Raw genomic sequence first — 22,463 nt, forward strand, 5'->3', positions numbered from 1 at the left:
CTGAGCAGCGGGGGCGTTTTGCGTGGTTGAGCGAGGTAGAGACGCGTATTCGCGTCTCGGCGTTGAACGATTGGTCGAATGCTTTCCAGACGACGCCAGCGCCGGGACGCGAACACGCGTCTCTGCATTAGACGGAGCACCGCCGGAGCGTTTGCCCCAACTTTGAACGATTGCCGGAGCCGATTCTGCGTATGCAAAGCTGCCTTTTCCCACCCTGTGTACTTTCGTGGTATGCCCGATTCTGCCCTGCCTGCTCTCCCGACCGATTTACAGCCGCTCTTTCCGGTGGCTGACCTGGCGCACGCACTGCTGGATGCGTCGTTGACCGGGGTGGCGCTCTACAAGCCCATTCGGGACGAAGGCGGGCAGGTGGTGGACTTCACCATTGAGCTGCTGAACCCGGCGGCGCAGCGCATTCTGGGGCAGCCCGCCCGGCCCGAAGGCACCTACCTGCAGCACTACCCGCACACGCTGGAAACGGGCGTTTTCGACTTTCACCGCGAGGCGTTTGAGACGGGACGGGCCATGCGGATGGACGTGAACTACCAGGGCGACGGCTTGGACAATTACTTTCTGCTGTCGGCCCGGCGCGTGGGGGAGGGGCTGCTGGTGAGCTTCGACGACACGGGGCAGCACAGCCGCACGGCCGTGGAGCAGGCCCTGCGCGAAAGCCAGGCCCGCGAGCAAGCCCTGCGCGCCGAGGCCGAGCAGCAGCGCCAGCAGCTGCAGCGGCTGTTTACGCAGGCCCCCGCCTGCCTGGCCAGCACCACGGGCCCCGGGCACGTGTTCACGATGACCAACCCGCTGTTTGAGCAGCTATTCGGGCACCGGCCGCTGCTGGGGCGCCCGCTGCGCCAGGCCCTGCCGGAGCTGCCGGACCAGCCGTTCTACGGCTGGCTCGACCAGGTGTACCGCACCGGCGAAACCCACTACGGCACCGAGGAGCTGGTGTACCTTGACTCCACCAATTCCGGCCAGCTCGACGCCATTTATTTCAACTACATTTTCCAGGCCACCCGCGACGCGGCGGGCGCGGTGGCGGGCCTGCTCCTGTTTGCCTACGACGTGACGGCCCACGTGCGGGCCCGCCAGCAGTCGGCCCAAAACGCCCTGCGGGCCAACGTGGCCAACGAAGAGCTGGCCGCCGCCAACGAAGAGCTGCAAGCCGCCAACGAGGAAATCCGGGCCAGCAACGACACCTTGTACAGCACCCAGCTCTCGTTGCACGAGCTGAACCTGGAGCTGGAAGCCCGTGTGGTGGAGCGCACCACCCGCCTGCAAGAGGCCCAGGCCGAAGCCGAGCGCCAGCGCGCCCGCCTGGAGCGGCTGTTCATGCAGGCGCCGGCCGGCATCTGCATCCTCGACGGGCCCGCGTTCGTGTTTGAGCTGGTGAACCCCAGCTACCAGGCGCTGTTCCCGGGGCGGGCGCTGCGGGGCCGCCCCATTTCGGAAGCGCTGCCCGAGCTGGCGGCGCACGAGGCCTACCGCACCGCGCGGCAGGTGTACGAAACCGGCCTCACCCACGAAGAGCACGCCATCCTCATCCCCATTGCCCGGCCCGACGACGGCGCATTGGAAGAGCGGTATTTCAACTACATCCAGCAGGCGCGCTTCGGCGACAACGGCCAGATTGACGGGCTGCTGGTCTTCGCCTTTGAAGTGACGGAGCAGGTGCTGGCCCGCCGCCGCACCGAAGCCCTGCAGGCCGAGGCCCTGCGCAACGCCGAGGCCCTGGTGCGCCAGCGCGAAACCATGTACCAGGTGTTTGAGCAAACGCCGGCCAGCGTGGCCATCCTGCGCGGGCCCGAGCACCGCTTCGAGTACCTCAACCCCGGCTACCAGGCGCTGTTTCCGGGGCGGGCGCTGCTGGGCCGGCCCCTGGCCGAGGCCCTGCCCGAAACGGTGACGTTTGGCTTCGTGGCCCTGCTGGACAAGGTGTACGCCACCGGGGAGCCCTTTTTCGGGGTCGAACTGCCCTTGCAGGTGTACGACGCGGCGGGCCAGCTGCTGCCCGAGGCCTACTACACCTTCACCTACCAGGCCTACCGCGAGGGTGGCGCCACGGTGGGCGTGTCCATCTTCGCCTTCAACGTGACCGAGCAGGTGCGGGCCCGCCGCCACACCGAGGCCCTGCAGGAAGAAGTGCTGCGCCGCGAAAGCCAGCTGCAGGAGCTGTTCGAGCAGTCGCCGGTGGCCATTGCCGTGTTCCGCGGCCCCGAACTTATCATCGAGCTGGCCAACCCCGGCGTGTGCGAAATCTGGGGCCGCGCCCGCCAGGAAGTGGTGGGCAAGCCCTTGCTCGAAGCCCTGCCCGAGGTGGAGGGCCAGGGCTTCCAGCAGGTGCTGGAGGGCGTGCTGCGCACCGGCCTCAGCTACGTGGCGCAGGAGCAGCCCGCCCAGCTGCTGCGCCAGGGCCAGCCCGCCACGGTGCTGCTCAACTACGTGTACCAGCCCCTGCGCGACGCCCAGGGCCGCATCACGGGCGTGGCCGCCGTGGCCACCGACGTGAGCGAGCAGGTGGCCGCCCGCCAGCTCCTGGCCCGCGTGAACGCCGAGCTAACCGCCGCCAACGAGGCCGTGCGCGCCCGCAACGCCGAGCTGGCCGCCGCCAACCAGCAGCTCACCCGCACCAACCAGGACCTCGACAACTTCGTGTACGCGGCCAGCCACGACCTCAAGCAGCCCGTCAACAACCTCGCGGGCCTGTTCACGGAGCTGCGCCACACCACCACCTTCCGCGACGCCGACGAGGAAGACCTGCTCGTGCCCATGGTCGACGAGGCCCTGCACCAGCTCGCCACCACCATCGACGACCTGGCCGCCGTGGGCCAGGCCCAGCGCCTGCCCGAGCTGCCCGCCGAAACCGTGGACCTCGAAGAGCTGACCCAGGAGGTGCTTCAGACGCTGCAGCCGCAGGTGCTGGCCGCCCGCGCCCGCGTCACCACCGACTTTGCGGCCCGGCCCACCATCTCCTACGCCCGCGCCAACCTGCGCACCATCCTGGCCAACCTGCTCAGCAACGCGCTGAAGTACCACGACCCCGCCCGGCCCTGCCGCGTGCACCTCTCGCTCTGGCTCGAAGCCGGCCGCCCTGTGCTGCTGGTGGAAGACAACGGCCTGGGCTTCGACGCGCAGCGCCACCGCGACGAGCTGTTTCACCTCTTCCGCCGCTTCCACGACCACACCGAGGGCACGGGCGTGGGCCTCTACCTCGTCCACCGCATCGTGCACAGCAACGGCGGCCGGGTGGAGGTGGAAAGCGAAGTGGGCGTGGGCACCACGTTCCGGCTGTATTTGTAGGGGGGAGGGGATGAAGTGACGCCAGCCGGGGCGGGCGTCAAGCCTTAGCAGGGCATCACAACGTGCTTTGCGTTGTTTTTAGGCAGTACTGGCCATTTTCAAGCACCATTGGGTATAGGTTTGTGCCTGCTCTGATGATGTACCACGCTAGGTTGGCTGGGTACACGCAACTGTTGAACGCCTCCTGGCCCAGCTTGTGAAAGTCTGGCCAAGCCAGCCAAGCGGCCTCAAATGAGCAGGAAAAACTCAGAATGTCCCAGCCCAAATGCAGAATAACCGGCTGCTGATGGCCGGTGGCGGGCAAATAGTCCCGACCATTACGCAACATTTCCTCCCCGCTCTTGAATTGGAAGGATTTGTGTTCATCGGGCAAAAGGTCCCATAGCTTTCCCACCAAGGCCCGGCTGGCAACGGCTTGTTCAACACGTGTTGCCCGGGCACTCGGGTCCACGGTTGCCAAGGCTTGAACTACCTGCTCAACAAGTCGAGAATAATCGTTCTGGGCTTTTAGCAAGTCAATTTTTAATTGTCGATTGGTCGCCATTAGGGAATAAAATAGGCCGGTGCTGCCCGGACGCTGCACAAGGTAACGGTCCAGCCCCTCCTCGGCCACCCCGTTGCTCCCGAAGCCGAAGCTGCCCCTCGCCAAAAACGGCCGTTTCTTGCCTACTTGGAGTCGGAGTTGGCCAAAAACGGCCGTTTCTGCCGAACTCCGGCTCCGGATGAACCGAAAACGGCTGTTTCCGCTCGCCGGAAGCCGGAGTAGCCCAAAAACGGCCGTTTCTGCTGCACTCCGACTCCGAGTAGGCAAGAAACGGCCGTTTTTGGGTTACTCCGACGGGTTGCGCCCCCCGAAACGCCCCGAAACCAGGCCGCTGACCTAGCGGAAGCAAAGCGTTAAAAATTGCCTGATAATTCGGAAGTTATGGTGTAGGAGATGCGGGGCAAAGCGCCTACCTTGGGGCACACTTACACCCACTCAACCCATCGTTTTATGTCAACGTCTTCTACCGAGCCCTCGGCCACCGGCGCTACCCCCGACCCCAAAAAAACGCCCAAGCGCGACCCCAGCCTCCCCCCGGGCGAGTTCGAACTCGGCACCCTGGGCCTGAAAGCCGCCGACGCCTGGGACGCTTCCCCGCTGCCCGGGCTGCTCTGGTGCAGCAAGGCCCAGTTTCGGGCGGCCGTGCTGGCTTTCCGGGCCAGCATGAGCACCGCCGCCGCGACCGACGACGACCTGAGCCCGGCCGCCCAGCGCCTGCGCGAGCTGGACGAGCAGGCCGAAACCAGCCTGAAATTCGTGAAAAACTACCTCACCGAGCAGCACGGCTCCCGCAAAAAAGGCGAGGCCTACTACGAAACCTTCGGGCTGGTGAAAGAAGGCCGCGACTGGGGCCTGCCCAGCGGCCGCCCCGCCCGCGCCGAAGCCCTGGCCAAGCTCGTGGGCGCCCTCGCCGCCTCCGACTACGCCGCTAGCAAGTACGGCACCGCCTTCTGGAAGCCCATCGCGAAGGAATACGCCCCGCTGGCCGCCACTTCCAGCGACGTCCGCGGCGAAACCGCCAAAGCCTCGGGCACCAAAAACGCCGACGAGGACACCCTGCGCCCCATGCTGCGCGCCCTGCGCCAGCACATCAAAACCAACTTCCCCGAAACCTACAAGGCCGAGTGGCGCGGCTTCGGGTATTTGAAAGAGAGCTACTAGTCAGTTAGGAGTTAGGAGTTAAGAGTTAAGAGTTAAGAGTTAAGAGTTAAGAGCGGCTGTCATCCTGAGCGCAGCGAAGGACCTTTTCACAGCTGCAATTAGCAGGGCCACTGCAAACTGCTCTGGCGTGAGAAGGTCCTTCGCTGCGCTCAGGATGACAGCCGCCCCCAACTCCTAACTCTTACTCCCAACTCCCAACTCTTAACTCTTAACTCCCAACTTTTAACTCCTAACTCCTACCTCAGCCGGCCCCTTGCGCCGCGCCAGCAGGCCGGCCAGCAGCAGCACCGGCACCACGTTCAGGCCCGGCACGAAGGGCACCTCCCGAAACAGCTGCCGGATGTAGTGGTAGCTCACGTAGCTGCCGGGCTCCACGTCCCAGGCCAGCCGGGGCCGCGCGCTGAGCCGGAAGCTGACCAGTGTCTGGTTGTGGTAGGAATAGTCGCCGAGGCCAACGATGGGCACCTGGGCCAGCAGCGTGGCCCACAGCAGCAGGGCCGCCGGCCGGGTGTTGCGGTGGGTGGGGTGGCGCGAGTGGCGGTAGGTGGCCAGCGCCGCGCCGGCCTGCGCCGCAAAAAACACCATGCTGCCCACGTACACCCACGGGTGCTTGTGCAGGTGGCGAAAGTTCAGCGCGGCCGTGACGAAGCCCAGGCCCGCGCCCACCAGCAGCACCAGCAGCACAAAGCGCCGGCGGCTGCGCGTTTCGGGCGTGCTCCGGGTGCGGGCCTGGTAGATGACGTAGCAGAAAAAAACCAGCGCCGTCAGTAAGGTGCCGAGCAGAATGTCTCCCATGGGGTGCGGGGCCCGGCCGGGGCGGCCAGCGGCGAAAGCCGTAAGGTACGTGGCCCGCGAAAAAACGGCCGGGCTGCCGGATGTAGCGCGAACTTTGTCGTTCGCGTCCCCGCGCCGTAAGTCTCGTTCGGGGACGCGAGCTACAAAGTTCGCGTTACTGACCTACGCCATATGAAAGCCTTTATTTTCGACCTCAACGGGACCATGATTCACGACATGGACTACCACACCCGCGCTTGGCGCCACCTCTTCAACCACGACCTCGGCGGCCACTTCACCCACGAAGAAGTGAAGCCCCAGATGTACGGCAAAAACCAGGAAGTGCTGGTGCGCATGTTCGGCCCCGACCGCTTCACGGCCGAGGAAATGGACCGCCTCTCGCTGGAAAAAGAGCGCCGCTACCAGCAGGAATACCGGCCCCAGCTGGCCCTGCTGCCCGGCCTGCCCGCGTTTCTGGAAGCCGCCCAGCAGCGGGGCATTCCCATGGCCATCGGCTCGGCCGCCATCCCGTTCAACATCGATTTCGTGCTCGATAACCTGCGCATCCGGCACTATTTCCGGGCCATCGTGAGCGCCGACGACGTGACGCTGAGCAAGCCCCACCCCGAAACCTTCCTCAAGGCCGCCGCCCAGCTCGGCGTGCCGCCCGCCGATTGCCTCGTGTTCGAGGACGTGCCCAAAGGCGCCGAAGCCGCCCTGAACGCCGACATGCCCGCCGTGGTGCTCACCACCACGCACGAGGTGCCCGAGTTCAACCACCTGCCCAACGTGCTGCACTTCGCTCCGGATTTCAGGGATGAATTTGTGCGCGGGCTGGTGGAGGCCTAGTGAGCAGCCAAGAGCATTGAAAAAGTCTGTCATCCTGAGCGCAGCGAAGGACCTTCTCCCACCTGAACAAGTCGTTCGGGCGTGAGAAGGTCCTTCGCTGCGCTCAGGATGACAGACGGCGCGGTAATGCCGTCGACTACGGTTTCGACTTAGACTTGCCTTTTTCAGCGCGCTTGGCGTCGCGGTGGGCTTTCTTCTCGGCATCGGAGCGGAGGGGTACCGGCGTGCCCGTGCCGGGCGAAAGCCGGTCGCGGTTGTTGGCGATGTTGGAGCCGTCCATGGCCGTGTTCACGCGGGGCTGGTTGTTGGAGGGCGCCGTGGGGTTGGTGTTGTTGTCGACCGGAGCGTTGCTGGCCGGCGTAGTTTGGGCAAAAGCAGCCGTGCTCAGGCCGAGGGCGAGTACCAGGGGAAGGATTTTCATGGAGTGGAAAAGGGAAAGGAATTGATAAAGAAAAGAATTCCCTTCCTACGCGCCACGGCCGGGCTGGGGTTGCGCCGGCGGCCGGGCCGCTACGGCAGCACCGGCACCCGCAGCGCCGACGGATGCGCCGCGTCGTGGTAAATCCGGATGGTGGCTTTCTGAAAATCCTTGGCCTCGGCCGTGGCAATGGACACGAAAGTTTGCGGGTTGCGGTCGACCAGCGGAAACCAGCTGCTTTGCACCTGCACCGCCAGCCGGTGCCCTTTCTGGAAGGTGTGCAGCACGTCGGGCAGCTCGTATTTCACCGGCGTGGGCACGTTGGGCCGGAAGGCTTCCGGCTTGCTGAAGCTGTTGCGGAAGCGGCCGCGCATCACCTCGGCGCGCACCAGGCGCTGGGTGCCATCAGGCAGCTCGTCGATGACTTTCACGATGAAGTCGGCGTCGGTGCCGGAGGTGCTCACCCACAAATCGGCCGTGATGGGTCCGGCCACGGTGAGGTCGTTGGCCAGGGTTTCGGTGCGGAAGCTGAGCACATCGGGCCGCTTGGCGGCGAAGCGCTGGTCTTCTATCATGTACTCGTTGTTGCGGCTGCCGCGCACGCCGGCGGTGTAGGGCACGGGGTTGGCCGGGTCGCTGAGGTATTGAGTAGGAGGAATGATTTTATTGACAACTGGTAGTCGGGTGATGTGAGGATTATGCGATTCCTTAAGCTGCATAGACACTTCATTCTCCGGTCCTGTAATGGCTAAATGGCCATTTTCTTGGAGGAAGATTGAACGGGTTTGGGTTGCTGCCGGCGGCCAGGCCGCATACGTTTTCCACTCATTGGTGCCCGTGTTGAATACCGTGGCTTCGGCCGGATTGAAGCTGCCTTTGTCTTTCAGGTAGAAGTTGAAAAACGGGGTTTCCAGCGTCTGGCGGTAGGTTTCGGCGGTGTTGCTGCCGAAGGTGAGGGGGCCGAAGGTGCTCCAGTCGGGGCGGCCCCAGGCGCCGTGGGTCCAGGGGCCCATCACGAGGCGGTTGGTGGCGCCGGGGTTCTGCTTTTCGATGGCCTTGTAGGTGTTCAGGGCGCCGAACAGGTCTTCGGCGTCGAACCAGCCGCCCACCACCAGCACGGCCGGCTTCACGCCCGTGAGGGCCGGGCGGATGTTGCGGCTTTGCCAGTAGGCGTCGTAGGTTTCGTGCTGCAGGTATTCGTTCCAGATGCGCGCCCGGTTGTTAAAATACTTCGGCCCGTTGGCGTTTTTGAGGGGGCCGAGGTCGAGAAAAAACTTATAAGCGTCCTTGGGCTCGAACTTGAACAGCGGCTGGTATTCGGCCACCGGCTTGGGCCGGGGCACGTCGAAATAGTTGGTGAAGTCGAAGTTGTCGAGCAGGAAAAAAGCGCCCTTGTGCCGCACGTCGTCGCCAATGAACTCATCGGTAACGGGGGCCTGCGGCGACACCGCTTTCAGGGCCGGGTGGGCATTGGGCAGCGCCGCCGACGCGTAGAACCCCGGGTAGCTGATGCCCGACATGCCCACGCGGCCGTTGTGGCCCGGCACGTTCTTCAGCAGCCACTCAATGGTGTCGTAGGTGTCGGTGCTTTCGTCGTGCTGGGCGGTGGCGGCGGTTTTGCCGGCCGGCAGGGCCGGCGTCACTTCCTCAAACTGGCCCTCGCTCATGTAGCGCCCGCGCACGTCCTGGTGCACAAAAATGTACTTCTCCCGCGACAGCTCCCGGCTGGGCCCCGGCCCGCGGGTGGGGTACTTGTCCTCCCCGTAAGGCCCGGCCGAATAGGGCGTGCGCATCATAAAAAACGGGTAGGGCGTGGCCGCCGAGGCATCTTTGGGCACGTAAATGGTGGTGTAGAGCTTCACGCCGTCGCGCATGGGTATCTGCCGGTCGAGCTTGGTGTAGTTCTGCCGCAGGAAGGTCGAGTCCTGGGCGCGGGACTGGGCGCGGGCGGCCGGGGCGCTGGCGCAGAGGGCGGCCAGTAGGGCAAGAGGAAGGAAGGGGCGAAGCATGAAAGGAAAGGGCGAAAGACGAGTTTGGAGGGGAAAGCAACGCAATGAAGAAACGTCATGCAGAGCGCAGCGAAGCATCTTTGCCTCGGAAGTAATCCAATCGAAAGGGTTTACCATCGCAGTAAAGATGCTTCGCTGCGCTCTGCATGACGTTCTTTTTCCCTGCTTATCCCTTGCCAATTCTTCACCGCAGGCGCCGCATGGTGGTATCGAGGCGCTGGGTGACGAGGTAGTCGCGGTATTGCTGGCGCAGGCGGGCCATGGCCGAGCGCTGCTCGTCGCGCTGAAACAGGCGGACTTTGTATTTCTCCTTGGGGGCCGTGCGGCGCAGGTTCACGTAGGTGAGCTTGCCGTTGTCGGACTGGCTGCCCGGCTCGCCGTTTTGGATGCGCTCAATGCGCTTCTTGTTGTCGCCGAACAGGGCCTGCAAGGGCTTGAGGCCGATGAACAGGTTGGTGGCCCCGTCCAGGCCGTAGTGCCCACTGATTTCGAGGTTGCTCAGGTTGCTGTTCAGCCGCAGGCCGGGAATAATGAGCTGGCCTTGGGTGAGCAGAAATTCGCCCGTCACCGGCTCAAAATACAGGTGCCCGGTGCGCTCGGCCTTCATGAATTTCAGCGCCTCCATCAGCACTTCCACGTTTAGCAGCTCCAAGCCTTTGATATCCGTTTTCAGATAGCCATCCGTGGCCGAAAGATTGGGCAGGAACTTCGTTCCCAAATCGGTGCGAATGTCGGCCACGCCCCGCAGGCTGCCCCGGATGTTGTCGCCGCCCAGCACGTTCAGCCCCATGCCGCTGATGGTGGCAAACAAGGCCGGCAACTGCACGTCCTGCAGGCGCATCTGGAGCTGAGTGGGGTGGTGGGCGCGGTTGGCCGAGCTGCGCATGTAGCCGCTCAGGCTGAGGTGGCCGTCCAGCGCATCCACCGAGCAGTTGTCCAGCGTCGCCTCGCCTTCCAGCAAATGCGACACGAGCCGGAAGTTGCTGCCGCTCAGGGCCGCGTAGTGCACCTCGTCGGCTTCCACGCGCAGCACCGCGCTCAGCACGCCGTTCGAGAGCAGCGAGTGGTTTTCGGGGGACTGCAGGCGCAGGGCGCGGCGGGTGGCGCGGCGCTCGCTGCGGGCCCGGCTGCGGGCCGTGGGCACGGTGTCGGTGGGCGTGGTGAGGCTGGCAATAAACTCCAGCAGATGCGTCACGTCCAGGGTGGTGTAGCGCAGGGTCATGTCGGCGTCGGCGGCCACCAGGCGGAAGCCTTCCACTTCGGCCGTGGCCGTGGCTTCGGCGCGCCCGCCCTCCGGCGTGCGGAAGCGCAGGTAGGGCAGGCGCAGCAGCGAGCCAGTTTTTTCCAGCTTCAAACTCACCTGGCCCAGGGTTTCGCTTTCGGACAGTTGCACGCGGTCGATGTCGAGGGTCACGCGGCCGTTGGCGGCCAGCAGCAGGTCGCGCAGGGCGGGCACGGCCGCGCCCGGGGCCTTGCCCTGGCGCTTGGCCAGTCGGGCCGCCCGCGGCTCAGGCCGGGTGAAGCGCGCCACAAACTGCCGGTAGCTGAGGTTGGCAAAATGCACGCCCAGCTGGTACTCCACGGGCGCCACGCGGTTGTCGGGGTCGGTGGGCCAGTGCACGTTGCCGCGCACGTCGCCGCCCCACACCCGGCCGGCCAGGTTGAGGAGCTGCACCTGCTGGCCGTCGTGGCGCACGGTCACGGCCAGGTCGTTGAGGGTGTCGGTGGCCAGCAGCAGGCGCTGGCAGCGCAGGTTGGCATCGAGCAGCAAGCCCGGCGGAATCAGCTCGCTGCCGAGCGTGGCGGCCAGCTGGGCGCGGTCGCGCGGGGCGCGCCGGGGCTTGGGCAGGCTGGTGGGCGCGAAGCCCGGCCCCGCCCCGCGCGGCACGGGCCGCAGCAGCGTGCGCAGGCTGGCCACCCGCAACTCGTCCACCGCAAAGTCGCCCCTGATGCTGGCCGTGGGGTGCTGCCCGGTGAGGTAATCAAGCAAATAAACCGTGGTGGCCGAGGCCCGAAACCGCATCTCGTTCAGCACCCCGGCGGCGTTGGAAAGCTGCCACAGGCTGTCGCGCAGCCCCACGTTCACGTCCAGGTGAGTTAAGTCGGCCCCGCGGGCCGGCAGCAGAAACGAGGCGTCGCGCAGGTTCACGGTGCCCCGCAGCGACATGTTTTTGCGCGGTTCCCGGGCGGGGCGGCCGGGCGGCGGGGGCAGCAGGCCGCGCACCTGCACGTCGAGGTCGGCCACGCCGCCGCGCGCCTGCCAGCGGCCCGGCGATACCACCGCGGCCAGCTCCGGCAGCTCGGTGCGGCCGCGCAAATGCCCGTCCACGAAGGGCCGCTTGAAGTCGCGCAGGGTCATGGCCACGTCGAGGCGGCCGGCCCGGGAATAAATCCGGCAGCGGCGCAGCGTGAGCACCGTGGAGTGTACGTTGTGCCGCGGGCCGTTGTCGTAGGTGCCGGCCAGGTCCCAGCGGGTGATGTGCCGGGCCTTGCCGGGCCACTTTAGGCTAGCTGCCCGCAGGCTGAAGGTCAGCACGTTGTGGGGCGTCACTTTGGGCCCGCTCAGCCCCGTGATGCTGTAGTGAATGTGGGCCTTGCTGGGGCTGCTGGCGCCGGCCAGGTAAGGCTCCAGGCGCGGGGGCAGGGCCGCGTGCAGCACGTCGGTGAGCGGCTGGTTGCCCACGAAACGCAGGTTCATCACGGCGCCCTCGGGGCGGTTGGGGTCCACGGTGTGGGTGCCACTCACCCGAATGGTGTCGCCGTTGAGAGTGGCACGGGTGCGGTAAAGCAGGCCCTGCCGGTCGGCAAACGTGTATTTGTAGTGCACCCAGGCCCGCACCGGCTCGCGCTCAAACAGGGTGCCGGCGCGGGTGCGCAGGTAGCTCAGCTGCCCATCCAGGGTGCCCGCCAGGCGCAGCACGCCGCCCTGCAGCCGGGCCGAAAGCGCCGCCGCGTCCACCTGCGCGCCGAAGGCCGTGCGCAGGTAGTCATTCCGGGAGCTGAAATGGAAATTGTTGACCACCAATTCGTCGAGCTCCACGTTGAGCGCGGGCGGCTTGCCGGTGCCCCGGCGCCGCTTGCCGCGCAGCCCCCAGGAGCGGCCCAGCGAGTCGACCCGTTCCCGAAAATCCACGTCGGTTACGGCCAGCCGCTGCACCTGTACCTGCCCGCGCAGCAGCCGCAGCAGCTCCACGCGCAGGTCGGCACGGGCAATGCGCAGCACCGGCATCCGGCGGCGGTAGGACGTGTCGGTGAGGGCAATGTGCTGAATGGAGGCGGTGAGGTGCGGAAAATCGCGCCACGGCGACAGCTCCACCGCGAACGGCTCCAGCACCAGCTCCGAATCGTGGGTGAGGACCTGGCGCACCTTCTGCGCCACCAGCCGGCGGCCGTAGTCGCTGCCCAGCAGCCACACGGCCGCTATTCCTCCCAGCACAACCAGCAGAAACACTGCCGCAAGCACCCGCCAGAAGGAAAATCTTTTCATAAAAGCCCCAATTGCCACTGCGGCGGCGGAAACCTACCGCGCACGCTGCCGCCAAAGTAGCCCAAATACGTGAAAAGCGGCGCTGCGTCGCGCCGCGGCCTGCCTCCGGGCCCGGAATTATTCCTCCGCCGTCGCCGCTACATCGGCGTGGGTGGTGGCCGGGTATTCGTTGGCGTACTTGAAATCCTCCAGCCAGTTGGCCGAGCCCACCACGTCGAAAACAACGGAACTGGCTGTTTTTTCGGTCTCATTCAGCTGCCAGAGGATGGATTTGGCTTCCACAAATTCGGTTCCGGCCAGCTGGCTGGAAAACAGGCGGTTCAGCAGCGCGTTATCGGGCAGGCCCTGGGCCAGCAGGCGCAGCAGCGGCGCGGCCGGCTCTTCGGCAAATACAGCCAGGTCCTCCGGGTTTTCGGCGGTGCATTTCACCCGAAATTCTACCGCTTTGGTGCTGGGGAATGTGCCGTTGAACGCGTCGTGCAGCAGCTGCGTGCCTTGGTAGAAGCCGCGGTGCAGCGGCATTTCGGGGTTTTCTTCCCAGAGCTTCTCGGTCAGCATCTGGTGGGCCAGGTTCTCTACCTGGCCGGCGGTCAGCTGCTCCGGAAAGAGGTGGCCCAGCACGATTTCAGCGGCTTCGCGCGGCTCCAAATCGGTGAAGGACATCAGGCACATTTCCTTTAGCTCGGCCTCGCTAATGGCGTCGACCCCGTCGAAATTCATCTTGTGAAGCAAGGCCTTATAGTCGGAGTTTTGCCAGGAGTTGGGCAATTCGGTCAGGGAAGAGAAAGACAGGCGCTCAACGGTGAAATTCGACATGGACAAGGCGTGGGGGTAATTAGAAAGTAAGCCGGACGCCCGATAACGGGCCCGCTACGGTCGGGTTTACGCGCGCCCCTCCCAAACAACCGGAACCAGCCAGAACTATTCCTGCGAAAGCCCGGCGGGTAGGTTTCAAGCCAAAAAAATCCTAGCTTACCGCTTCAAAAATGTCGCTTCCGGCACTTCCTCAGTTGGAGGCACAACTAGCTGCTTTTGCTCAGGACGTTCTTGTGCTGGCTTTTTAACCCTTAGACTTTTTTTGTGCGTATTTAAGCCGCCGCTGGCAACGTGAAAAGAAAGCGGCTGCCTTTTTCGGGCTGACTCTCAACCCATAGGGTCCCGCCCTGCGCGTTGATGAATTCGCGGGAGATGCTGAGTCCTAAGCCCGAGCTGCTGCCGTGCGCCGTGCGGCCCGGCACGCCTGCAAACCGCTGAAAAATGCGCTTGTGGTACTCGGCCGGAATGCCGGGGCCGCAGTCTTCCACGCTCACGCGCACCATTTCGCCCCACGGCAGCACCCGGATGACCAGCGGCGCGCCCATTGGCGAATACCGGATGGCGTTGGACAGCAAGTTGATGAGGACCCAAGTGGTTTTCTCCACGTCGCCCTGCACCTCGGGCAGCACGTCGGGCAGCTGAATGTCGAGCTGCAACTGCTTGTCGGCGAGCTGGGGCGCCACGGTTTGGGTGGCGTAGCCGATGACCTCGGCCAGGCGCACGCGCTGCACGTCGAGCTTGATGCCCGCGCCGGCGTCGAGCCGGGCCACGTCGATGAGCTGGCCCACCATGCTGAGCAGGCGCTGGGTTTCCTCGCCGATGCCGGCGGCCAGGCGCTGGCGCTCGGCGGCGGCGGTGCGCTCGTTTTGCAGCAGCATGAGGCTGAGCTTGATGCTGGCCAGCGGCGTTTTCAGCTCGTGCGAGATGGTGGCCAGAAAGGTGGATTTCACTTCGTCCAGCTTCTTGAAGTCGGACACGTTGCGCAGGCAGAAAATGTGGCCACCGGGCGCGGGCTTGCCGGCCGGCCCGTCGGTCATCTCAATGGGGCTGATGCTGAGTTGGTAGTGCGGCGAGTCGCCCTTGTGCGGAAAGGTAAAGACGGGGTCGGGCACGTTGTCGCCGGCCAGGTTGTGGGCGGCCAGCGGGGCCAGCAGCTCGCGCAGCAGCTCGTTGGTGGCGGCCACTTTTTCGGCCGGTTGGCCTTCTAGGTCGGCTTGGCGCAGGCCCAGCAGGTCGCAGGCCACGGGGTTGGCCAAGATGATGGTTTGGTGCTCGTCCAGCAGCAGCAGGCCTTCGTCGAGGCTGCGCACCAAGCTGTCCATGCGGTTGCGCTCGGTGAAGAGCTCGGCCAGGGTGGCGCGGCGCTCGTTCTGGGCCTGGCTGAGTACGCGGTTCACGGCCGTGGCCACGGAGCCCACCTCGTCGCGCCGGCCCACGCCCACGCGGGTGGCGGGGCCGGGGCCGGCCACCTTTTCCACGTCCACGGTGAGGCGGCGCAACGGCCGCACCACCACCCGCGGCAGCCGCACCATCATGGTGACGCCCACCGCCAGCCCGGCCACCAGAAACAGCAGCACCGTGGAGCGGGCTAGGTTAAAATCGGCCTGCTCGATGCCGTGGGCGCCGTGCTCCAGGTAGTTGATGGTGAAAAAGGCGTAGCCGCCCAGCCCCAGCAGGAGCAGGAGCAGCAAAAAGACGCTGAGGCGGATTTTAAGCTTAAGAGACATAAGAAACGAAAGGCGGCGGGGTGGCCCGCTACCAGCTGGGGCGAGTGCAATAAAAGGCTGTGCGCCAGGACGCCGGTCTGGGACCTTCGCCGGGCCGTAGTACTAAACGACATCGGCTGTAAAGATGCGGCGCGGCGCGTGGCTCCGGCTACACTGGGAAGGCAGTGGTATAAGCCATTGATAATTTGGTATTAAAACAATGAATTGTTGAAGCATATGTCCCCAGCGGCGTACTTTGTTGGTCTGCTGCGCCAAGGATTATTCGCCAGCAACTGGATATCATTACTATTGCCGGTGGTCTGGTATGTGTACTTATTGAGCGAATAGCCGCCCGTTATGCAAAACATTCCCGCCCTGTCCGACGCCGAATGGGCCGCGCAGCTCCGCGCGGAGCGGGCGTTGCGCGAACAGGCCGAAGCAGCGCTGGCTGCGGCCGAGGCCCGGGCGGCCGCCCTTGAGCACCAGCTGGCCAGTTCGGCCAGCAGCGTGCAGCGCGGCCTCACCCAACTCACCGCCCTCGTGCAGAACCTGCGCGCCGGCCTGCTTCTGGTGGACCAGTGCGGGGAAATTCAATTCGTGAGCCAGCACTTCTGGGAGTTGTTTGGCTTGCCGCCCGTGGCCGGGCCGGCGGAAGGCGCCCCGCCCATTCCGTACGCGGCCGTGCACATCGACGAGGCATTTGCGGACCCGGCCGCCTTCGGGGCGCGGGCCCGGGCGCTGCACGCCGCCGGCCAGACGGTGCTGCAGGAGCCGTTTACCCTCGCCGACGGCCGCGTGGTGGAGCTGGACTACCTGGTGCTGGACACGGCCGGCGCAGGCCGCCTCATTTGCTACCGCGACGTGACCGAGCGCCACCGCCGCGACGACGAAATCCGGACCTTGTCCTTCATTCCGGCCCAGAATCCCAACCCCATCCTGCGCCTCACCGCCACCGGCGAAGTCGTGTACGCCAACCCCGCCGCGGCCCAGCTGCTGCAGGACCTGGCCCCCGACGCCCGGGCCGCAGCCGCCATGCCGCAGAGCCTGCTGGCGCTGGTGCAGGACGCCCTGCGCACGCCCCGGCAGCACCAGCAGGCCCTGGCGGTGGGCACCCAGCGCTACCTTTCCACGGCGGTGGCCGTGCCGGGGCAGGCCTTCGTGTCGCTCTACCTCACCAACGTGACCGAGCGCTACCTGGCCGAGCAGCGCCTCGTGGAGCAGCGGGCGTTCTACGAGAGCATTCTCGAGCACGTGCCCTCGGCCGTGGCCGTGTTCGACGTGGCCCACCGCTACCTGTTCCTCAACCCCGCCGTGGAGCCCGACCCCGCCCTGCGCGCCTGGATGCTGGGCAAAACCAGCGAAGAAACGGGCGCGTTTCGGGGGCGGCCGGGGGCCATTGTGCACCAGCGGGCCACCGCGTTTGCGCAGGCCGTGCAGTCGCTGGAAGAGCAGTCGTGGGAAGAAATGCGGCCCGGGCCGCACGGGCCCGTGCACATGCTGATGTGGTACCGGCCCATGCGCCTGCCCGACGGCACGCTGCGGGTCGTCAGCTCGGGCATCGACATCACGGAGCGCAAGCAGGCCGAATACCGGCTGCAGCGCCAGCAGGAGTTCTACGAGTCCATCCTCAACCTGCTGCCCTTCGACGTGGCGGTGTTCGATGCCGCGCACCGCTTCCTGTTCGTGAATCCGTCGTCGATTTCGGACCCGGCCGTGCGCCAGCAGGTCATCGGCCTGAGCAGCGAGGAGTACTTTGCCCTGCGCCGCCAGCAGCAGCCGCCGGGCGTGCAGGAGCAGCGGGAGCAGTACTTCGACCTGGCCGTGCGCACCCGTTCCGACGTGACCTGGGAAGAAATGCGCACCGACAAAAACCAGCGCCCGCAGCTGGTGATGCGCCACCTGCGCCCCGTGTTCGGGCCCGACGGCGCCCTGCGCCTGGTGGTGGGCGCGGGCATCGACATCACGGCGCGCTACACCGCCGAGAAGCAGCAGCGCGAAGTGCAGCAGATGCTGCAGGAGCAGCAGGCGTTCGTGCGCCAGATTATCGACGCGCTGCCCAACGCCGTGTACGTGGTTGAACCCGACGAGAGCGTTTCCTTCTCTAACCAGGCCTACGACGCGCTGTTTGCCCACAGCCAGCATTGGCAAACCGTGGGCACCAGCCCCGCCGTGCAGGCCGAAATGCGGGCCGTGCGGGAGCTGAACGCCCTGGTGCGCCGTACCCAAAAGGCCCAGACCCAGGAATTGCCCTTCACCCTGCCCGACGGCACCGTGCTGTATTTCCAGGTGCACAAGCGGCCCCTGCTGCGCGCCGACGGCCAGCTGGGCGTGCTCACCGTGAACACCGACGTGACGGCCGTGAAGCTGGCCCGCCAGGAGCTGGAACGCCGCGAAAAGCAGTACCACGACCTGGTGTACTACTCGCAGGCCCTCATTTGCACCCACGACCTGCAGGGCACCATCCTGTCGGTGAACCCCGCCATTGAGCGCCTCATGGGGCGGCCCGCCGCGCAGCTGGTGGGCACCCAGCTGCGCGAGGCCGTGCCCGCCGGTCACCACGCCGAGCTGCAGGCCTATTTTGCCGGCAAGCCGCCGCAGGAAGGGCAGGAAAACCTGATTACGGTGAAAACCAAGGCCGGCGAGCGGCGCTACCTGCGCTACTACACCTACCGGGTGGCCGAAGCGGGCGCCCCGCCCTACGTGGTGGCCTCGGGCTACGACGTGACCCAGGAAGTGCTCACGCAGCGCGCCCTGGAGCAGGCCAAGCGCGAAGCCGAAGAAAACGCCCTGGCCAAGGAGTCCTTCCTGGCCCGCATGAGCCACGAAATCCGCACGCCCCTCAACGGCGTGCTGGGCATGGCCACGCTGCTGCAACGCACCGACCTCACGGCCGCGCAGCGCGAGTACCTGACCACCATGCAGCACGCCGGCCAGCACCTGTCGGCCCTGCTCAACGACGTGCTGGACATGGCCAAAATCACCACCCGCCACCTGGAGCTCAGCCACGCGCCCTTCGACCTGGGCGTGGCCCTGCAGGGCGCCGGCCAGACGGTGGCGGCCCTGGCCGCTGAAAAAGGCCTGGTGCTGGTGGTGGAGCCCCTGGCCGCCGACGCGGCCCGCGTGCTGGGCGACGCCTACCGCCTGCACCAGGTGCTGCTCAACCTGCTGTCCAACGCCATCAAGTTCACGGAGCAGGGCCGCGTGCGGCTCGGGGCCGAGGTGCTGGACGCCACCCCCGAGGCCCTGACGGTGCAGTTCCGGGTCGAGGACACGGGCATCGGCATTTCGGCGCAGGACCAGGCCCACATTTTCGACGCCTTCAGCCAGGCCAACGCCGAAACCAGCCACCGCTACGGCGGCACGGGGCTGGGCCTGGCCATCAGCCAGCAACTGGTGGAGCAAATGGGCGGCGTGCTGCGCATTGCGAGCGAGCCCGGCCACGGCACCATTTTTTCGTTTCGGCTGGTGCTGCCCCGCGCCCCGGAAGCCCCCGCCGCCCAAGCCCCCGCCCCGCCCGATACTTCCTGCGAGCGCCTGCGCGGCCTGCGCGTGCTGCTGGCCGAAGACAACCTCGTGAACCAGCGCATTGCCGTGGCCGTGCTCGAACACTGGGGCGTGGTGGTCGACGCCGTGGGCAACGGCCTCGACGCCCTGGGCCAGCTGCTGAAATACCCCTTCGACGTGGCCCTGCTCGACATTCGCATGCCCGGCCTGAGCGGCGTGGAAGTCACGCAGGCCATCCGGCGCCACCCCAACGCCGCGCACGCCGCCCTGCCCATCGTGGCCCTCACCGCCAACGCCTTCAAAGCCGACCGCGCTGCCTACCTGGCCGCTGGCATGAACGCCTGCCTCACCAAGCCCTACGAGGAAGCCGCCCTGTGCCAGCTACTGCTGGAGCTGACGAAAGCCGGGCCACCGTAGCACTGGCGCGAGCCGAGTAGCGCGTGATTTGTTCCGGATTTTAAGGCGAGGCTGCGCCCCGGATTAAAACGACGCTACTCGTGTGGTACTGGGTGGCCGCCAGCCCTGCAGAGTAGGCGCAACTTATCCCGATAGCCGGATTTTCTGGTTTCAGAAATCGAATTTGGCGGGCTTTTAGGCAGTTGTCTGTACTTTGCGGCCGGTATTTTTGCTCCACCTAACATGCTTTTTGCGATGCGCCACTCCTTCGTTTTTGTGTTATTATTGCTCGGGTGCGCGGCTTGCAGCAAGAAAGAGCCGGAACCTGCTAAGGAGGAGATTGTGCTGAACCAACCGGTGTTGCAGGGCGATTCGCTGGTGCTCACGTGGTCAAAGCCCGCCAATGGCGACCAGACAAGGTATTGGATAAGCCGAGGCACTACCCCTAATGGGGTCCTTTACGACATTTCGCAAAATGGCGACGGTTACGCTCCCTTAATTACCGCAACCCGATATGTCGATAAAACGGCTGCGTATTGCCCTTATCTCACTTATACAGTGCGCGGAGTGGGGCCTGATGGCTTGGTAACCGTTGTGAGTAATTCGGTGACCTTTGAGCGCCCCGGCCTTAAAACCATTCATGCGCAGCCGTTCGATGTGCAGTTCGATGCGCAGCGTCGGCTGCTGTACTTCTTCGGCAAAACGGGTGTCATCACTCAGTATAGCCTGACCACCAGCGAGGTCACCAAAACAATAGCCACCGCGTCAATCATTGGCTACAGCGACCGGGCCACGTACAATGGAGTGCCAGAACTTTATGTGCCCCGTCAGGACGGCTCGGTTTTCGTGTACAACGCGGAGACCTTGGCCAAAATTGACGAAATCAGCGTTGGGGCCAGTGCCAGCAGCGTGGTGGCTAACCAAGGCTTGCTGTTTGTGTCCGTTGATGACAAAACGGGCCATCCGCTGAAAGTCTATAGCCGGGCCACCAAGCAGCAGGTGGGCGAAGCCAGTGGTAGAAAAATTACCCGGCTCAGGATGCTTCCCAACTCCAACACCAAACTGGTGGCAATCACGGAAGATAACGGTGCCGGAGGGCGGCTCACCACTGACCTGCAATATTTTACCTTCTTGGCAAACGGCCTGCCCACCCCAAATGCGGCCATTCCATACGATGGTTCTCAGGTGCTGAGTACAGGCATTTTCGAGGTGTGCCCGGCCAATAATACCTTTATAACTTCCCGTGAGGGCACTATTTACAAGGAAAACCTGCAGTTTGAAGCAAAACTCCTTCGAGGCAATATCAATTATACGTCGTTTGCTTTTGACCCCACCGGTAGGTTTATCTATGGCGGGGCCGCCACTCGTAGTCCCAGTTGGACGCAAAGCGTGGAAGTTTACGATGCCGCCAGCCATACGCTCAGCCGTATCATTCCTACCAAAGCCTACCCCTTCCGTTTGTTCGCCGACGGCGCCAACGGCATAATCGCGGTTGGCAGTATTACCGTGGTGGCTTACAAGGACAATGGCATGAACCGGGCAGAACCCGTTACCGACCTTGTGGTAGAATATTTAAGGTAAGTACGGGCGTTGGAGCCGAAAGAAAGGAACGCCTAGCAGCCGCTCCGCTGCCGGTAATAAAGATTCAGAAGCTCAGTTAGCCAATCCGTATTCTTCCAGCTTGCGGTACAGCGTCGTCAACCCAATGCCCAGACGCTTGGCTACTTCTGGCTTGTTGCCGTCCAGCTCACGCATCAATTTCTCGATGTGGCGCGCTTCCAAGGCGCGCAGGCTTTCGTCGGCGGCTTCGGAACCGGGGCGGGCGGGGCGGCCCAGGGCGTGGAATTCATCGGGCAGGAAATCGGCGGCCAACGGTTCGCCGTTCGGGGCGAGGATGGCGGCGCGCTCCAGCACGTTTTTCAGCTCGCGCACATTGCCGGGCCAGGGGTAGCGCTGCAAGAGCGCCAGGGCCTCGGGGGCAAGGCCAGGCAGGCGCTTGCTGAGGCGGGCGGCGAAGTAGTGCAGGAAATGCTGGGCCAGCGGGGCCACGTCGGCGGGCCGGTCCTTCAGGGGCGGCACCTGGATGATGAACACCGAGAGGCGGTAGTACAAATCGGGGCGGAAGCGGCCTTCGTCGGCTTCCTGCTTGAGGTTGCGGTTGGTGGCGGCCACCAGGCGCACGTTCACCTTGGTGGGCCTGGTGTCGCCGAGCTTGGTGAAGGTCTGGCTTTCGAGCACGCGCAGGAACTTGGCCTGCACGTTGAGCTCCAACTCGCCGATTTCGTCCAGAAACAGGGTGCCGCCGTTGGCTTCTTCCAGCAGGCCCTTCTTGTCGGTGAGTGCCCCCGTGAAGGCGCCTTTCTTGTAGCCAAACAGCTCCGATTCGAGCAGGTCTTTGGGGAAGGCGCTGCAATTGACGGCCACGAAGGCCTTGCCCCGCCGCGCGCTGGCCTGGTGAATGGCTTGGGCAAACAGCTCCTTGCCGCTGCCCGTGGGCCCTTCCAGCAGCACGGTGCTGTCGGTGGGGGCCACCTGGCGGGCCAGCTGCTGCACCCGCTTCAGCTCGGCCGAGGCGCCTATCATCGACTCGAAATCGTACTGCTGGCCCACGCGGCGCTCCAGCTCGGCCACGCGCTTGCGGAGGCGGGCTTTTTCGGCGGCGCGCTCCACCACCACCACCAGTTGCTGCTCAAAGTCGCCCTTGGTGAGGTAGTCGAAGGCGCCGAGCTTCATGGCCTTCACGCCGTCGGGGATGGTGCCGAAGGCGGTGAGCAGCACCACTTCGGCGTCGGGGGCGGCGGCTTTGTAGCGGGGCAGCAGGTCCACGCCGTGGCCGTCGGGCAGCTTCACGTCGGAGAGCACGAGCAGGACGTCGTCGGCGTGTTGCTGCAGCAGCTCCAGGCCGCGGCGGGCGTCGGGGGCTTGCAGCACGGTGTAGCCTTCCAGCTCCAGCACTTGGGCCAGCAGCTGGCGCAAGCGCGCTTCGTCGTCGATGATGAGCAGGGTACCGGTGGGCATTTATCAGGTAGGTTAAAGTATGTAAAACTACTCTTGATGCCCTACTTTTATTGATATAACTGTCAGTGACGCCATCCTTCAAATCTTGAGCCTTCGGAGTTTGATTGGTAGCTCAAGCGCTGACATAATTAGAAGCTTAAATTTTTCAGGAAATGAAACGGATTATCTCCTATACTATCATATCTCTCGTTTTTACGAGTTGCAGCTATAAAAGCAAGAAAAGTTTTTACACTTCGTTTCCATTGAAGTCTAATAAAGAACTTGTCATCGAACTATATAACGTGGGCCTGCTGAATAATTTGAAGGCTTCGTATTTGACCGATTCTGCGCATTTTAGAACGTATTTAGGCCATTTTGATGATGAGAGTGAAATAATATCGGTGCAAGTAAAAGGGGATAAAATACTTGTAGAAAAAAGTAGTAATGGTCGAAATGATGACTCGTCACCACCTCATTATAATGAGAGTAAAACGTATAGTTT

The 22,463-nt window shown here is 64.4% G+C and carries 13 protein-coding genes; 5 read left to right on the forward strand and 8 right to left on the reverse strand.

All coding sequences use genetic code 11. The annotated features are described in order from the left end of the window. Positions 1–231 precede the first annotated feature (231 nt). Positions 232–3,300: a PAS domain-containing protein gene (locus I2H31_RS18215; RefSeq protein ID WP_196294488.1), complete on the forward strand. Its 3,069-nt coding sequence runs from the start codon at positions 232–234 to the stop codon at positions 3,298–3,300. A gap of 55 nt (positions 3,301–3,355) precedes the next feature. Here I2H31_RS18215 and I2H31_RS18220 read toward each other — a convergent pair whose 3' ends face one another. Next, the gene (locus I2H31_RS18220; RefSeq protein WP_196294489.1) at positions 3,356–3,844 is read right to left on the reverse strand and encodes a hypothetical protein; all 489 of its coding nucleotides are present in this window, start codon (positions 3,842–3,844) and stop codon (positions 3,356–3,358) included. Between the two features lie 450 nt (positions 3,845–4,294). Between I2H31_RS18220 and I2H31_RS18225 the strand changes: the two genes are divergently transcribed. Beyond that, on the forward strand, positions 4,295–5,005 hold the full coding sequence (locus I2H31_RS18225; RefSeq protein ID WP_196294490.1) for a hypothetical protein: 711 nt from the start codon (positions 4,295–4,297) through the stop codon (positions 5,003–5,005). Between the two features lie 222 nt (positions 5,006–5,227). Here the strand turns inward: I2H31_RS18225 and I2H31_RS18230 are convergent, their stop codons facing one another. After that, positions 5,228–5,800, reverse strand: coding sequence for a hypothetical protein (locus I2H31_RS18230; protein WP_196294491.1), 573 nt, complete (start codon positions 5,798–5,800; stop codon positions 5,228–5,230). A gap of 171 nt (positions 5,801–5,971) precedes the next feature. Here I2H31_RS18230 and I2H31_RS18235 point away from each other — a divergent pair, with 171 nt between their 5' ends. Next, on the forward strand, positions 5,972–6,628 hold the full coding sequence (locus I2H31_RS18235) for an HAD family hydrolase (protein WP_196294492.1): 657 nt from the start codon (positions 5,972–5,974) through the stop codon (positions 6,626–6,628). Between the two features lie 136 nt (positions 6,629–6,764). On the opposite strand, the gene I2H31_RS18240 is transcribed toward I2H31_RS18235, so the two are convergent. The 5 genes from I2H31_RS18240 to I2H31_RS18260 all read right to left on the reverse strand — a co-directional run bounded on the left by I2H31_RS18240 (position 6,765) and on the right by I2H31_RS18260 (position 15,085). Continuing rightward, positions 6,765–7,049: a hypothetical protein gene (locus I2H31_RS18240; protein ID WP_196294493.1), complete on the reverse strand. Its 285-nt coding sequence runs from the start codon at positions 7,047–7,049 to the stop codon at positions 6,765–6,767. Between the two features lie 89 nt (positions 7,050–7,138). Continuing rightward, a complete protein-coding gene (locus I2H31_RS18245) occupies positions 7,139–9,055 on the reverse strand; it encodes a CocE/NonD family hydrolase (protein WP_196294494.1) in 1,917 nt (638 codons plus the stop codon). A 184-nt stretch (positions 9,056–9,239) separates the two neighbouring features. Further along, on the reverse strand, positions 9,240–12,542 hold the full coding sequence (locus tag I2H31_RS18250) for an AsmA-like C-terminal region-containing protein (protein WP_196294495.1): 3,303 nt from the start codon (positions 12,540–12,542) through the stop codon (positions 9,240–9,242). A gap of 117 nt (positions 12,543–12,659) precedes the next feature. After that, on the reverse strand, positions 12,660–13,358 hold the full coding sequence (locus I2H31_RS18255; RefSeq protein ID WP_196294496.1) for a hypothetical protein: 699 nt from the start codon (positions 13,356–13,358) through the stop codon (positions 12,660–12,662). A gap of 272 nt (positions 13,359–13,630) precedes the next feature. Continuing rightward, on the reverse strand, positions 13,631–15,085 hold the full coding sequence (locus tag I2H31_RS18260; RefSeq protein ID WP_196294497.1) for a sensor histidine kinase: 1,455 nt from the start codon (positions 15,083–15,085) through the stop codon (positions 13,631–13,633). Positions 15,086–15,421: 336 nt separating this feature from the next. Here I2H31_RS18260 and I2H31_RS18265 point away from each other — a divergent pair, with 336 nt between their 5' ends. Together I2H31_RS18265 and I2H31_RS18270 are read left to right on the forward strand one after the other, a co-directional pair. After that, the gene (locus I2H31_RS18265) at positions 15,422–18,985 is read left to right on the forward strand and encodes a PAS domain S-box protein (protein ID WP_196294498.1); all 3,564 of its coding nucleotides are present in this window, start codon (positions 15,422–15,424) and stop codon (positions 18,983–18,985) included. A gap of 234 nt (positions 18,986–19,219) precedes the next feature. After that, on the forward strand, positions 19,220–20,545 hold the full coding sequence (locus tag I2H31_RS18270) for a hypothetical protein (RefSeq protein WP_196294499.1): 1,326 nt from the start codon (positions 19,220–19,222) through the stop codon (positions 20,543–20,545). Between the two features lie 72 nt (positions 20,546–20,617). On the opposite strand, the gene I2H31_RS18275 is transcribed toward I2H31_RS18270, so the two are convergent. After that, the gene (locus I2H31_RS18275) at positions 20,618–21,982 is read right to left on the reverse strand and encodes a sigma-54-dependent transcriptional regulator (RefSeq protein WP_196294500.1); all 1,365 of its coding nucleotides are present in this window, start codon (positions 21,980–21,982) and stop codon (positions 20,618–20,620) included. Positions 21,983–22,463 lie beyond the last annotated feature (481 nt).

The organism is Hymenobacter ruricola, from assembly GCF_015694525.1.
GTDB lineage: Bacteria > Bacteroidota > Bacteroidia > Cytophagales > Hymenobacteraceae > Hymenobacter > Hymenobacter ruricola.